We start from the raw sequence: 13,471 nt of genomic DNA on the forward strand, positions 1-13,471 counted from the left end.
TGAATTATGACAACACAACATATTATCGAACCAGGGCAAGCAGTGCATCAAGCAGCGGCTATTCTTTCTTCTTTGGAGTACATCAACCAAGCGGAAGCGCGGAGCCTTGGGCCATTGGCCGAAGCCGTCGCTAATGCTTTTATGGTGGTGTACTACCAAGCTGAAACGGGCCGGGCGACACAGGCTGATTTTCAAGAAGCAATGAACGCCTTGCGCCAAGCGTGCAGCTAATGACGAAAGGGCGGCCACTCGAACTGGCCGCCTTTTTCAATCTTCACTGTTTGGCCATTCCCGACCCACAGACGGCGCATCCATCCATTCGCGTTCCTCCGGCGGCAGCGGGTAAGCCCCGGATGCTTCCGCGTCGGCCAGTAGTTCGGCCAGTGTGTAGCGCACCCGACCAGTGGAAACGGCGCGGGCCGGGTCGGCCTTCTCATGCAGCCTGTTCTCTAGGTTCTTTGGGTCTGTCATCGGGCGACCTCAGCAAGCATGGATACTAGGTGTTCCAGGTCAGTGATCGAATGCGCCAGGAAGCGGCCGGCGCGGCAATCTGCAATCATTTCCTCAGTTTTTTCCTACTCATGTTCAACCTCGTTCGTACCAGCTCTTCGAGCGATTCACCACGCGCACGACCAGCAGCATCACCGGCACTTCGACCAGGACGCCGACCACGGTTGCCAATGCAGCGCCGGAGTGCAGACCGAACAAGCTGATGGCGGCCGCCACGGCCAGCTCGAAGAAGTTGCTGGCACCGATCAGGGCCGAAGGACAGGCGACAGAGTGCTTTTCCCCCGCCCGCTTGTTCAGCCAGTAGGCTAACCCGGAATTGAAGAACACTTGAATCAAGATCGGCACGGCTAGCATGGCGATCACTAACGGCTGCCGGATGATGGCCTCGCCCTGGAAGGCGAACAGTAGAACCAACGTCAGCAGCAGCGCGGCCATCGACCACGGCCCGATCTTCTGCATGGCCCGTTCAAAGGCGGCCTGTCCTTGCTTGAGCAGATGCCGCCGCAAGAGCTGCGCCAGGATCACCGGCACGATGATGTAGAGCACGACCGAAATCAGCAGCGTGTCCCAAGGCACCGAGATCGAGGACATGCCCAGCAGCAGGCCGACGATGGGCGCGAAGGCCACGATCATGATGGCGTCGTTCAGAGCCACTTGCGAGAGCGTGAAAAGCGGGTCGCCGTTGGTAAGGCGGCTCCACACGAACACCATTGCCGTGCAGGGCGCGGCGGCCAGCAAGATCAAGCCCGCGATGTAGCTGTCCAGTTGATCGGCCGGCAGGAACGGAGCGAACACTTGTCGGATGAACAGCCACCCCAGCAGGGCCATCGAGAATGGCTTGACGGCCCAATTCACGAACAGCGTGACGCCGATGCCGCGCCAATGCTCTTTGACCTGGTGCAGCGCCCCGAAGTCGATCTTGACCAGCATCGGGACGATCATTACCCAAATCAGCAGGCCCACCGGCAAATTGACCTGGGCCACTTCCATGCGGCCTATGGCCTGGAACACGTCAGGAAGGCCCTGGCCGAGCGCAACACCGGCGACGATGCACAGGGCCACCCACAGCGTCAGGTAACGCTCGAAGCCGCTCATCGGGGCCTGGCGCGGCTTCGCGGCGATGGCCTGTGCGCCGGCGCTCATGCTTCCTGCTCGGTCTTGCCGATGTTCGCCAGCTCGCGCTTGATGGCCGTCTGGTCAAGCATTTTGAGAGGCAGATTCACGAACAGGCGGACGCGGTTCATCATGTGCCGGAAGGTTTGTTCGAAGGCCCGGCGCTTCTCGGCGTCAGTGCCTTCGACGGCGGCCGGGTCTTCAAATCCCCAATGCGCCGAGATCGGCTGACCAGGCCACACCGGACACATTTCGCCGGCGGCGTTGTCGCAGACGGTGATGATGAAGTCCATCTTCGGTGCGTCGGGCGTGGCGTACTCGTCCCAGCTCTTGCTGCGCAGATTCTCGGTCGGGTAATTCACCGACTCCACCTTTTCGACGGCGAAGGGATTGACCTTGCCGGTTGGGTGACTGCCGGCGCTGTAGGCGCGGAAGCGCCCTTGCCCCATCGTGTTGATGAGAGCTTCGGCCATGATGCTGCGCGCCGAATTGCCGGTGCAGAGGATGAGGACGTTATAGATTCTTTCGGTCATGATGTTTCGCTTTCTGGTAGTGGCTGGGGAGCAATGGCGATGGATGAAAGATCGGTGGCCTCGTCGATGACGTGGCCGGCCGCTTTCCGTTCGGAATAGCGGTCTGTCAGTGCTTCACGGTGCGGCCGTACCAGCGCCGTGAAGCGCACCAGTTCTTCCATCACATCGGCTATTCGGTCGTAGTACGGCGAGGGCTTCATGCGGCCCGCCGCGTCGAACTCTTGGAACGCTTTGGCGATACTCGACTGGTTCGGAATGGTGAACATTCGCATCCAGCGGCCGAGCAGACGCAAGGTGTTCACGGCGTTGAAGCTCTGCGAGCCGCCGGATACCTGCATCACGGCCAGGGTGCGGCCTTGGGTCGGCCGGATGCCGGCCATTTCAAGCGGCAGATGGTCAATCTGCGCCTTCATGACACTGGTAATCTGACCGTGGCGTTCCGGGCTGCACCAGACTTGTCCCTCTGACCACTCGGACAGGGCGCGCAGCTCCTTGACGGCCGGGTGATCGTCGCTTTGCACTTGATCGGGCAACGGCAAATCGGACGGGTCGAAGATGCGTGTTTCTGCGCCAAAGAATTGCAGCAGCCGGGCCGCTTCCTCGACGGCCAGCCGTGAGAACGAGCGGGCGCGCAGCGAGCCATACAGCAGCAGGATACGCACCGGCGGGGCGTCGGGTGCCAGCCCGAGCGCCGGGCGCTCGATGGCAAAGGATTTGTCCAAAGCGGGCAAAGAATCGGGGTCGGAAAGATGGCGAAGTCTCATGCCAACACCTTCCCGGCTTCCGTGGTGCAAGACAGGTTGCACACCTGGCCGCCGCAGCAGTTTTCCGTGAGAAAGGCCACCAGGTTAGTGGCCGTCGAAAAGTTCGCCTCGTAGATCACAAATCGGCCTTCTTGCCGCGACGTGACCATGCCGGCGTGTGCCAGCTCTTTCAGGTGGAAGGATAGCGAAGACGGCGGGATGCCGGCCGCTTCGCTGATTTTTCCGGCGGCCATGCCGGCGGGGCCGGCCTGGACGAGAAGCCGGAACACCGCGAGGCGCGATTCTTGAGCGATGGCCGCCAGGGCGGCTACAGCATTTATCGTTTCCATGTTTCAATAATAGTCGAAATATGGAGTGTGCTCAATAGCTCATTTAAGCTGTAAAAATGAGCTAGGCGCATTTAGATCGATATGTGATAAATTGGCCTGCCAGTTTAAGATGGGTGCATTTGAGTATGCCCAAAGGAGCCCGCAAGTATGCGCAGGACGAAGCCAGTAGCCGCGCCGATGGTGGCGCGGGTCTATCTGCGCGTCAGCACCGACGCGCAGGACTTGGAACGCCAAGAGGCGATCACTACGGCCGCGAAGGCCGCCGGCTACTACGTCGCCGGCATCTACCGTGAGAAGGCATCCGGCGCACGCGCCGACCGGCCTGAGCTGCTGCGCATGATCGGCGACCTACAGCCCGGCGAGGTGGTCATTGCCGAGAAGATCGACCGCATCAGCCGCCTACCTTTGCCCGAGGCCGAGCGCCTGGTGGCCTCGATACAGGCCAAAGGCGCACGCCTGGCCGTCCCTGGCGTGGTCGATCTATCCGACCTGGCGGCCGAGGCCCAGGGCGTCGCCAAGATCGTGCTGGAAGCCGTGCAGATCATGCTTTTTCGCCTGGCCTTGCAGATGGCCCGCGACGACTACGAGGACAGGCGCGAACGCCAGCGCCAAGGCATTGAGTTGGCCCGCCAGGCCGGGCGGTACAAGGGCCGCCGTGCTGATCCGAAGCGCCGCGCCCAAGTTGTCGCGCTGCGCAAGTCCGGCTACAGCATCAACAAGACCGCCGAGCTGGCCGGGTACAGTGCGGCCCAGGTGAAACGGATATGGGCCGAGGTCAGCCAGGCCGAAGCGAAGCAGCACGGCGCGTTCGTGGAGGACGCATTGACGGAAGCCGATGCCCTGGCCGCTGTCGGCCAGGATGAGCGCCAGGAGGAAAGGGCATGAAGAAGCCGAACCAAGACGACGAGCCGTTTTTCATCACCGAGGAGATTGCGGCCGAAATGATCGCCGGCGGCTATGAGTTCGAGCTGCCGCCCATTCCTTGCACCATCCGCCTACGCGACGTGCTGGAGCGCATGACCGATGCTGAGCTAGCATTGCAGCCGGGCGAGATCGCCGACCAGGAGCGTGAACGCTGCCGGCGCAAGCCGTGTTCAACCTCATGATCTGGTCATGGTATTTTTCATGGCACTGAGCCTGATAGTTCTTGCAAATTGTTGTCACTAAAGGGTTTTGTGTGCTTGTTTACAATCGAGTGGGAGTGACGGGCACTGGCTGGCAATGTCTAGCAACGGCAGGCATTTCGGCTGAGGGTAAAAGAACTTTCCGCTAAGCGATAGACTGTATGTAAACACAGTATTGCAAGGACGCGGAACATGCCTCATGTGGCGGCCAGGACGGCCAGCCGGGATCGGGATACTGGTCGTTACCAGAGCCACCGACCCGAGCAAACCCTTCTCTATCAGATCGTTGACGAGTATTACCCGGCATTCGCTGCGCTTATGGCAGAGCAGGGAAAGGAATTGCCGGGCTATGTGCAACGGGAATTTGAAGAATTTCTCCAATGCGGGCGGCTGGAGCATGGCTTTCTACGGGTTCGCTGCGAGTCTTGCCACGCCGAGCACCTGGTCGCTTTCAGCTGTAAGCGTCGCGGTTTCTGCCCGAGCTGTGGGGCGCGGCGGATGGCCGAAAGTGCCGCCTTGCTGGTTGATGAAGTACTGCCTGAACAACCCATGCGTCAGTGGGTGTTGAGCTTCCCGTTTCAGCTGCGTTTCCTGTTTGCCAGCCGGCCCGAGATCATGGGGTGGGTGCTGGGCATCGTTTACCGCGTCATTGCCACGCACCTGGTCAAGAAAGCGGGCCATACCCACCAAGTGGCCAAGACGGGCGCGGTCACCCTGATCCAGCGTTTTGGATCGGCGCTCAATCTGAATGTTCACTTCCACATGCTGTTTCTCGACGGTGTGTATGTCGAGCAATCCCACGGCTCAGCGCGTTTCCGCTGGGTCAAGGCGCCGACCAGCCCAGAGCTCACCCAGCTGACGCACACCATCGCCCACCGGGTGGGTCGCTATCTGGAACGGCAAGGCCTGCTGGAACGGGATGTCGAAAACAGCTATCTGGCCTCGGATGCGGTGGATGACGACCCGATGACACCCCTGCTGGGGCACTCGATCACTTACCGTATCGCTGTCGGTTCACAGGCGGGGCGAAAGGTGTTCACTTTGCAAACTCTGCCGACCAGTGGTGATCCGTTCGGTGACGGGATTGGCAAGGTAGCCGGGTCCAGCCTGCACGCCGGCGTGGCGGCCAGGGCCGATGAACGCAAGAAGCTCGAACGGCTGTGCCGGTACATCAGCCGCCCGGCGGTATCCGAGAAGCGGCTGTCGTTAACACGAGGCGGCAACGTGCGCTACCAGCTCAAGACGCCGTACCGGGACGGCACCACGCACGTCATTTTCGAACCATTGGATTTCATTGCAAGGCTGGCCGCCCTGGTACCGAAGCCCAGAGTCAACCTAACCCGCTTCCACGGGGTGTTCGCACCCAACAGTCGGCACCGGGCGTTGGTCACGCCGGCAAAACGGGGCAGGGGCAACAAGGTCAGGGTGGCTGATGAACCGGCAACACCAGCACAACGGCGAGCGTCGATGACATGGGCGCAACGGCTCAAGCGTGTTTTCAATATCGACATCGAGACCTGCAGCGGCTGCGGCGGCGCCATGAAAGTCATCGCCTGCATTGAAGACCCTATAGTGATCAAGCAGATCCTTGATCACCTGAAGCACAAAGCCGAAACCAGCGGGACCAGGGCGTTACCCGAAAGCCGGGCGCCACCGGCTGAGCTGCTCCTGGGTCTGTTTGACTGACGAGCCTGAAGGCCAACGATACCAATCAAAATGCTGCGTTCACAGCGCCGCGGCAGGGATCCGCCGTGCTGGTTGTCGGAAAAGGAGCCGCTAGTGGGAAAGAGGAGGGTAAATTTTCAGCGTTGCTGGCTCCCCGTCAGCCGGATTGGGTTGCATCGCAGGGGTGTCGAAAGAGTCAACTGCGGTCCAAAGCTGTTGGACTTGGGTGAAAAGGGCGTTTATTCTTCCTATACGTTGTCGGCAGCGGGCCAAAAAGGAATACGTCCATGCCCATCGAGGTGAAACCGGCTGTGAGCGCGGGTTCAAGCATATAGCCCGACAGGCGCGTATCCTTGCCGATCACGACACGATGGCGGTGGTCACCGCGACGAAAGACACGGCCAGCCGCCATGCCGACGCGCAAGGCGGTTTCCGCCGTCATCGCGCCTTCGTTGGCTTTGCCACGAATACCGTCTGTGCCGAAATATTTGCGCACCATAAGGTCGATTATCCTGTCGTCGGGTCGCCCTCAAAGGGGACATGCCTGCTGAACCGCGAATATAGAGAAATATCCCGAATGTGCAGTTAACGAATTCTTGCGGTTTCTTTCAGCGCCGCCAATACCGCCAGCCCGTCGCGCAAGGGGCGCGGCTCGTGTGTGCGGATGAAGTCAGCTCCACCTGCGGCGGCGGCAAGCTCTGCAGCGAGTGTCGCGGCCCCGACATCCCCCGGACCACGGCCTGTGAGCGCGCGCAGAAAGGATTTGCGCGAAACAGACAGAAGCACCGGCAAATCGAAGCGCAGCCGCAATTCATCGAACCGCGCCAGCACCGAGAGCGAGGTTTCGGGAGCAGCCCCCAGAAAAAACCCCATGCCGGGATCAAGGACAAGGCGGTTGCGTTTGATACCGGCACCCGTCAGCGCCGCGATGCGCGCGTCAAAGAACGCCGCAATGTGATCCATGATGTCGCCAGCGGGTGCCTCGCGCCGATCTGCCTGCCCGTCTTGCACCGAATGCATAACGACGAGTTTGGCAGATGATTTCGCCAATTGCGGATAGAACGCAGCGTCTGGAAAACCGCGAATATCATTGAGATAGGCCACACCACGCGACAAGGCATAGGCTTGCGTCGCGGGTTGATAACTGTCGAGCGAGACGGGAATGCCATCTGCCTTGAGCGCGTCCAGCACCGGCGCGATACGCGCGATTTCTGTGTCGGACGAAACAGGCGCGGCGTCGGGATTGCTGGATGCCGGACCGAGGTCGATCACATCTGCCCCCTCGGCCATCAGCTTACGCGCCTGCGCAATGGCTGCGTCTGGCGCCAGATACCGGCCTCCATCGGAGAAACTGTCCGAGGTTATGTTGACGATGCCGAAAATGATGAGCGATTTATTCATGGGGGCTTCTATAATAATAATAATCGAGCATGAGTCTCATACGGATGCTCGGGTCGAAAGGGAATCCCCAGGCGAGTAACCTGTTTGCGGTGATCCATTAGCTGCAGGAGCAGAAGAGCATACATCTGGAAGCAAAGCCAGGAAAGCGGCCTATGGAGCTGTGCGGCAGCGCTCAGTAGGCAATTTTTCAAAATATTGTTAAGCCTTTTCTGAGCATGGTATTTTTCATGGTATTACCAATTAGCAGGAAAATAAGCCATTGAATATAAAAGATAAAAATGTCTTGTTTACAATAGAGTGGGAGTGAATTGACGTCCTTCGGGGACTATCGCCTAGTATCGAAAAACTGCCGTAACGTGTTGATTTAAAAGGAAATACGTCGCGGCAACTATCGGTGGCTATCGCCGACCAGCAAAACGGATTGGCGGTATAGGTGACGGTAGAAACCGGATGCCGGATTAAGACCTTCCCGTTTACTATCCAGACCAAACCGGTCTTTGACGGTAAATCACTCCTCAGGAAAGCTTGTTTCATGCGGCTTTCCGAGCATCAGCAGATCTCCTGACCCCTGACGGCAAAAGCCGTCATGTGAAGTCCCCTTGAAAACCTGAACCACCCGGAAGTAGAGAATTCCCCCCCGACGGAGTCTCTACATGAAGAAATCCAGATTCAGCGAAGCGCAGATAGTCGGCATCCTCAGGGAGGTCGAGATGGGCGCCAAGGTCGGCGAGACGTGCAGAAAGCACGGCATCAGCGAGCCGACGTACTACAAGTGGAAAAGCCAGTTCTCGGGCATGACGGTCTCGCACCTGGCCAGCTGCGCCAGCTGCAGGACGAGAACGCCAAGCTCAAGCGCAGGTACGCCGACCTGGCACTGATGCACCATGCCCTGAAGGACGTTGTTGACCGATCAGCTCGAACGAATCAAGGTCAGCATTCGGGCCAAGGTGGAGCACCCGTTTCGGGTGATCAAGAGGCAATGGGGACACGTCAAGGTGCGCTACCCCGGGCTGGCCAAGAACACCGCGCAACTGAACACGCTGTTTGCGCTGTCCAATCTGTGGATGGTGAGGCGAACGTTGCTGGGAGTGCAGGCAGGAGTGCGCCTGCAAACAGCCAGATGGCCGGGAAATGGGCCGAAAACGGCCTGGGACCGAGCCGTCGCGACGCTGACGCTACAAATTGGCTGGGCCGTTCGACATCAGCACATCTCAAAGCGCATTGCGCAGAGATTCATTAGCTGAATTTCAGATATTTGACGTATATCTGTTTTTCAGATATATTGCACTTATCTGAATCTCGGGTATTTACCATGCCGCCGACGTCACATCCGCTGGTCACTACAGGTCAACTTGGGTCAATGCTGCAGGCTGCGCGTAAGGCTCAGGGGCTGACCCAGTCGGCGCTGGCCAATCGTATCGGCCTGAGCCAGTCACGGGTCTCTCATCTGGAACTCAACGCCCACGAACTGAGCGTGGAGCAACTCCTTGCATGGTGCGCCGCGCTGGGCCTGGAGTTGGCCGTCGGGACCCGGGACAGTGCTGCGGTGTCGACGGCGCCGACCACGGATTGGTGACATGGGACGTCGATCGCAAAGTCGCAGCCTGTCTATCTGGACCAACGGTGTCCGCGTGGGGCGGTGGACGATCCCCGCCCGCGGTGAGATGGAACTGCAGTACGACCCGGGCTGGACGGGGGCTGATATCGGCCGACCGCTGTCGTTGTCGCTGCCGTTCAATCTCCAGAATCTGCCGGTCAAGGGCCAGAAGGTTGCCAACTACTTCGACAACCTGCTTCCGGACAGCGACGCGATCCGCCGCCGTGTGGCCGAGCGATTCCGGACGGGCTCGACCGAACCGTTCGATTTGCTGAAGGCCATCGGGCGCGATTGCGTGGGCGCCGTCCAAATCCTGGATGAGGACGAGGTGCCCGCCGACTTCGATCGCATCGAGGGCGTGCCTTTGTCCGAGGAGGATATAGAGCGGCACCTGATCGAAACCGTTTCGCCGCAGGCCTTCGCTGCGGGCCAGGACCCGGATGCCGATTTCCGTATCTCGCTGGCCGGTGCGCAGGAGAAGACGGCCTTCCTGTGGTGGGGCGGGCAGTGGCTCGTGCCGCGTGGTGCCACGCCAACGAGCCACATCTTCAAACTCCCGCTCGGCCTGATGGGCGGGCGGCGGGCGGACTTCAGCACGTCCGTCGACAACGAATGGCTGTGCCTGCGACTGCTGAAAGCCTACGGATTGCCCGTGGCTGAAGCCCGCATCGCGACCTTCGGCCGACAGCGTGTGCTCGTGGTGGAGCGTTTCGACCGGCGGGTCGCGCCCAATGGGCAGTGGCTCATGCGTCTGCCACAGGAAGACTTTTGCCAGGTCGAGGGCTGCTCGCCATTGCGCAAGTACGAGAACGAGGGCGGTCCAGGGCTCAAGGTCTTGTTCGGCACGCTGCGGCAATCGGTGAATGCCGAAGCCGACATGAAAACGCTGATGGCGGCTCAGGTGTTGTTCTGGTTGCTGCGAGCACCCGATGGCCATGCCAAGAATTTCAGTATCCAGCTTCTGCCACGCGGGCGTTTCCATTTGACCCCGCTGTACGACGTAATGTCGGTTTATCCGGTGTTGGGTAACGCTCCGAACCAGTGGTCGCCACATGAAATCAAGTTGGCGATGGCCTTGCTCGGCAAAAACCGGCACTACGAGATGCTAGGTATCCAGCGAAGGCACTTCAATAGCACTGTGAAGAAGGTCGGCTATGCCTCAACCGCCGAGCCGATCATCGAAGAAATCCTTGCCCGGACTCCAGCGGCCATCGCTGAGGTGCAAGCCGAATTGCCACAGGACTTCTCACCGCGTGTCCGCGATGCCATCCTGGGCGGGCTTGAGCAGGCGGCCAGAACGCTCGGTGAGATGCCACCGTAAGTGGGCGAAGAGCAGGGTGTTCCAAGGCAAGTTCGAGGGCGCTAAGATTTATCCTGATCGACGATAAGGTCGAAAGTGTCGACGCCGCGCAAATCGCTCCATCTCCCGCGTCAGTAAAAGATGTGCGCTTTTGACGGTAAAAACGACGGTAATGCCCTATGTCGATCACAACCAAGTCCTTTAACCACGCGGGCTTGCGAGACCTGTTGATGATCGAGTGGAATGACGGCACACCGCTGACTCCCACGTGACAGCACACAGGGAGAAACCCGCTAGCTACTGGTCGCGGGCTCCCTAGACTGCATGGGCGAAAGGAATTGTCCATGCGTGCGCACCACCGTTTTTGGCCCCGGCGTCTTCCCCATGTGATTCATCCCCCGCAGACCTCGCTGTGGGACAACCTGGCCATCAATGCGCGCCGCTATCCGGACAAGCCGGCCCTGGTGTTCTTTGGCCGGCAGGTCAGCTACCGTGAGCTGGCCGAGGGCGCCGAGCGCCTGGCAGCGTATCTGCATGCCCTGGGTGTGCAGCGTGGCGACCGGGTGCTGCTGTGCATGCAGAACTGCCCGCAGCTGGTCATGGCGCATTTTGCGATTCTGCGCGCCAATGCCGTGGTGGTGCCGGTCAATCCCATGAACCGGGCGCAGGAGCTCGGGCACTACATCACCGATCCGCAGGCGCGCGTGGCCATCACCACGGGCGATCTTGCCGCCGAGCTCGCCCAGGCAAGCCAGACGCTGGAGCCGGCGCAGCGCCTGGCGCACCTGCTGGTCACGCAGTTCACGGATGCCTTCGACCTGCAGGCGGCGGGCGAGGACGCGCCGCCGCCGGGCTGGCACGAATGGCTGGGCACGCACCACCCCCTGCCGGTGCTCGATGGCGGCACGGTGCATGGCTGGAGCGATGCCTTGGCCTGCACCGGCCCGGTGCCGGAGCATGTGGTGGGGCCGCAGGACCTGGCGGTGCTGCCCTATACCAGCGGCACCACGGGCCTGCCCAAGGGCTGCATGCATCCGCACCGCAGCCTCATGCACAACGCCGTGGCGAGCAGCCTGTGGGGCAATGCGTCGTCCGAGAACGTGACGCTGGCGGTGGTGCCCATGTTCCACATCACCGGCATGGTCAGCGTGATGCACGCCAGCATCTACAGCGGCGCCACGCTGGTGGTCATGCCGCGCTGGGACCGCGACCTGGCAGGGCGCCTGATCTCGCGCTGGAAGGTGACCGCCTGGACGAACATCCCCACCATGGTCATCGACCTGCTGGCCAGCCCGCATTTTGCGCACTACGACCTCAGCAGCCTGAACTACATCGGCGGCGGCGGCGCGGCCATGCCGCAGGCCGTGGCCCAGCGCCTGCAGGAACAGTACGGACTGCGCTATGCCGAGGGCTACGGCCTGACGGAAACCGCAGCGCCTTCGCACAGCAATCCACCCGACGACCCCAAGCAGCAGTGCCTGGGCATTCCGTTCATGAGCACCGATGCGCGCGTGGTCGATCCCGACACCTTGCAGGAAATGCCCGTGGGGGAGCAGGGCGAGATCATCATCCATGGCCCGCAGGTGTTCGACGGCTACTGGCAGCAGCCCAAGGCCACCGCGGCGGTGTTCGTGGAGTTCGAGGGCCGGCGCTTCTTCCGTTCCGGGGACCTGGGGCGGGTGGACGAGGACGGGTATTTCTTCATCACCGACCGGCTCAAGCGCATGATCAACGCCTCGGGCTTCAAGGTCTGGCCTGCAGAGGTGGAGGCACTGATGTTCCGCCATCCGGCCATCCAGGAGGCCTGCATCATCTCCACCCAGGACGCCTACCGCGGCGAGAGCGTCAAGGCCGTGGTGGTGCTGCGGCCCGGGCACGAGCATGTCACGGAAGAGGAAATCATCGCCTGGTGCCGCCAGAACATGGCAGTGTACAAAGTGCCGCGCCAGGTGCAGTTCGTCACCGCCTTGCCCAAGAGCGGCAGCGGCAAGGTGATGTGGCGCCTGCTGCAGGAGCGAGAGCAGGCCAGCGGCGGGCAGTAGGAGCGCTTACCCCGGGGGCGGCGGCGCGTGCGCTGCCGTCAGTTCGGCCAGGTCGCGTTCGAGCAGGTGCGCCGCACCGAGCTGCAGCTCGATCAACCGGCGCAGGTGGGTCACGCTGTCGAGATCGATGGAGCGGCACAGCAGGCCGGCGCAGCGGCCTTCCACGTGGGCCACCTCGGCCGACAGGGCGATGTGGTCGCGCGTTCCTGCGAGCGCCACCGTGAGCTGGCAGGGTGTTCCCGGTGCCAGTGCCATAGCGGGCTCCAGAGCCACCAGGGCGCCCTTGAGCGAGAGGTCCAGCACCTGCACGCTGCAGCTGCCAGTGGGGGTGGTCAGTGTGGCCGGGGCGTCGAAGCTGACCCGGATGAAATGGCGGCGTTCGTGGGGCATGGCAAGGGACGGCAGGACAGGGGCGGGTGGGGGACATGCTACACCGCGCCAGGTGTTTTGGTGCACCGGTTTGTGCTGCGGTGCCGATAGTGGCGCGGGTGCTCGTCCATGAAGTTGGCTAATGGGGCCCGGTTTGCGCGCAGCAGGTTTGCAGCGCATGGGCCAGGCGCTACACTGGTACAAGCAAGCCCGGGCCTGTGATGGACAGGCGGACGGGGTCGGTCAACAAAGGAGAAAAAGCATGTTCAAGCACATTCTGGTCCCGGTGGACGGTTCCCCCACCTCGATGAAGGCCGTGGCCAAGGCCGCCGGGTTGGCCAAGACCTTTGGCAGCGCGGTCACCGTCCTGTACGTGATCGACCCCTATCCCTTCACCGGCGTGGGCGCCGATTTCGCCTATGGCCAGGCGCAGTACCTGACGGCAGCCACCGCCATGGCCAATGCAGCGCTCGATGCCGCCAAAAAGGAGCTGCATGACGAGGGCGTGGAAGCCGAGACGGTGGTCGGTGAGGGGCACGCCGTGCAGGAGGGCATCTCGCGCGCGCTGGAAAGCACGGGCGCCGACCTCATCGTGATGGGCTCGCACGGGCGCCGCGGCATCGAGAAGCTGGTGCTCGGCAGCGTGACCCAGCGCGTGCTGGGTGCGGTGCATGTGCCCGTGCTCGTGGTGCGCGACTGAACCCCGCAGCCGCTGGCGTGCCCC

At 61.4% G+C, this 13,471-nt stretch carries 16 protein-coding genes and 2 pseudogenes; 10 read left to right on the forward strand and 8 right to left on the reverse strand.

The window, feature by feature from the left end; all coding sequences use genetic code 11:
- Window positions 1-6 precede the first annotated feature (6 nt).
- Window positions 7-231 carry a type I toxin-antitoxin system ptaRNA1 family toxin gene (locus tag CGR01S_RS16335; protein WP_000211355.1) on the forward strand — a complete coding sequence of 75 codons (225 nt, stop codon included), beginning with the start codon at window positions 7-9 and terminating at the stop codon, window positions 229-231.
- Between the two features lie 36 nt (window positions 232-267).
- On the opposite strand, the gene CGR01S_RS16340 is transcribed toward CGR01S_RS16335, so the two are convergent.
- From CGR01S_RS16340 to CGR01S_RS05010, 5 genes are all read right to left on the reverse strand, one after another.
- Window positions 268-471, reverse strand: a complete 204-nt coding sequence (locus CGR01S_RS16340; protein ID WP_000131871.1) for a hypothetical protein — start codon at window positions 469-471, stop codon at window positions 268-270.
- A gap of 114 nt (window positions 472-585) precedes the next feature.
- The gene (gene arsB / locus CGR01S_RS04995) at window positions 586-1,653 is read right to left on the reverse strand and encodes an ACR3 family arsenite efflux transporter (protein ID WP_001272375.1); all 1,068 of its coding nucleotides are present in this window, start codon (window positions 1,651-1,653) and stop codon (window positions 586-588) included.
- The gene (locus CGR01S_RS05000) at window positions 1,650-2,156 is read right to left on the reverse strand and encodes an arsenate reductase ArsC (protein ID WP_000140066.1); all 507 of its coding nucleotides are present in this window, start codon (window positions 2,154-2,156) and stop codon (window positions 1,650-1,652) included. Before CGR01S_RS05000 ends, arsB begins: the two co-directional genes overlap by 4 nt.
- The gene (gene arsH, locus CGR01S_RS05005) at window positions 2,153-2,920 is read right to left on the reverse strand and encodes an arsenical resistance protein ArsH (RefSeq protein WP_001239389.1); all 768 of its coding nucleotides are present in this window, start codon (window positions 2,918-2,920) and stop codon (window positions 2,153-2,155) included. Before arsH ends, CGR01S_RS05000 begins: the two co-directional genes overlap by 4 nt.
- A complete protein-coding gene (locus CGR01S_RS05010; protein ID WP_000447876.1) occupies window positions 2,917-3,249 on the reverse strand; it encodes an ArsR/SmtB family transcription factor in 333 nt (110 codons plus the stop codon). Before CGR01S_RS05010 ends, arsH begins: the two co-directional genes overlap by 4 nt.
- Window positions 3,250-3,396: 147 nt before the next feature.
- Between CGR01S_RS05010 and CGR01S_RS05015 the strand changes: the two genes are divergently transcribed.
- The 3 genes from CGR01S_RS05015 to CGR01S_RS05025 all read left to right on the forward strand — a co-directional run bounded on the left by CGR01S_RS05015 (window position 3,397) and on the right by CGR01S_RS05025 (window position 6,059).
- Complete coding sequence (locus tag CGR01S_RS05015; protein ID WP_001366550.1) at window positions 3,397-4,134, forward strand: recombinase family protein; 738 nt, start codon at window positions 3,397-3,399, stop codon at window positions 4,132-4,134.
- Complete coding sequence (locus CGR01S_RS05020; protein ID WP_000743213.1) at window positions 4,131-4,355, forward strand: hypothetical protein; 225 nt, start codon at window positions 4,131-4,133, stop codon at window positions 4,353-4,355. The genes CGR01S_RS05015 and CGR01S_RS05020 overlap by 4 nt, the downstream gene beginning before the upstream one ends.
- Window positions 4,356-4,565: 210 nt before the next feature.
- Window positions 4,566-6,059, forward strand: coding sequence for an IS91-like element ISCR2 family transposase (locus CGR01S_RS05025; RefSeq protein ID WP_001120888.1), 1,494 nt, complete (start codon window positions 4,566-4,568; stop codon window positions 6,057-6,059).
- Window positions 6,060-6,294: 235 nt separating this feature from the next.
- On the opposite strand, the pseudogene glmM reads toward CGR01S_RS05025, so the two are convergent.
- Window positions 6,295-6,537 (reverse strand): annotated as a pseudogene (glmM, locus tag CGR01S_RS16350) (phosphoglucosamine mutase); the annotation flags it as partial.
- 86 nt (window positions 6,538-6,623) lie between these two features.
- A complete protein-coding gene (gene sul2, locus CGR01S_RS05030) occupies window positions 6,624-7,439 on the reverse strand; it encodes a sulfonamide-resistant dihydropteroate synthase Sul2 (RefSeq protein WP_001043260.1) in 816 nt (271 codons plus the stop codon).
- Between the two features lie 653 nt (window positions 7,440-8,092).
- On the opposite strand from sul2, the gene CGR01S_RS16360 reads away from it, so the two are divergent.
- From CGR01S_RS16360 to CGR01S_RS05045, 5 genes and pseudogenes are all read left to right on the forward strand, one after another.
- Window positions 8,093-8,317, forward strand: a complete 225-nt coding sequence (locus tag CGR01S_RS16360; protein ID WP_084690561.1) for a transposase — start codon at window positions 8,093-8,095, stop codon at window positions 8,315-8,317.
- A gap of 30 nt (window positions 8,318-8,347) precedes the next feature.
- Window positions 8,348-8,536, forward strand: a pseudogene (locus tag CGR01S_RS16365) (transposase); the annotation flags it as partial.
- Window positions 8,537-8,751: 215 nt separating this feature from the next.
- Complete coding sequence (locus CGR01S_RS05035; protein ID WP_042423128.1) at window positions 8,752-9,015, forward strand: helix-turn-helix domain-containing protein; 264 nt, start codon at window positions 8,752-8,754, stop codon at window positions 9,013-9,015.
- 1 nt (window position 9,016) lies between these two features.
- Window positions 9,017-10,357: a type II toxin-antitoxin system HipA family toxin gene (locus CGR01S_RS05040; protein ID WP_042423130.1), complete on the forward strand. Its 1,341-nt coding sequence runs from the start codon at window positions 9,017-9,019 to the stop codon at window positions 10,355-10,357.
- A gap of 323 nt (window positions 10,358-10,680) precedes the next feature.
- Window positions 10,681-12,378, forward strand: coding sequence for a long-chain fatty acid--CoA ligase (locus CGR01S_RS05045; RefSeq protein WP_042423133.1), 1,698 nt, complete (start codon window positions 10,681-10,683; stop codon window positions 12,376-12,378).
- A 6-nt stretch (window positions 12,379-12,384) separates the two neighbouring features.
- Here the strand turns inward: CGR01S_RS05045 and CGR01S_RS05050 are convergent, their stop codons facing one another.
- The gene (locus tag CGR01S_RS05050; protein WP_042423136.1) at window positions 12,385-12,768 is read right to left on the reverse strand and encodes a PilZ domain-containing protein; all 384 of its coding nucleotides are present in this window, start codon (window positions 12,766-12,768) and stop codon (window positions 12,385-12,387) included.
- Between the two features lie 241 nt (window positions 12,769-13,009).
- Between CGR01S_RS05050 and CGR01S_RS05055 the strand changes: the two genes are divergently transcribed.
- The gene (locus CGR01S_RS05055) at window positions 13,010-13,447 is read left to right on the forward strand and encodes a universal stress protein (protein WP_042423139.1); all 438 of its coding nucleotides are present in this window, start codon (window positions 13,010-13,012) and stop codon (window positions 13,445-13,447) included.
- The last annotated feature ends 24 nt before the right edge of the window (window positions 13,448-13,471 follow it).

Origin of the sequence: Comamonas granuli NBRC 101663, from assembly GCF_000739995.1 — a bacterium.
GTDB lineage: Bacteria > Pseudomonadota > Gammaproteobacteria > Burkholderiales > Burkholderiaceae_C > Simplicispira > Simplicispira granuli.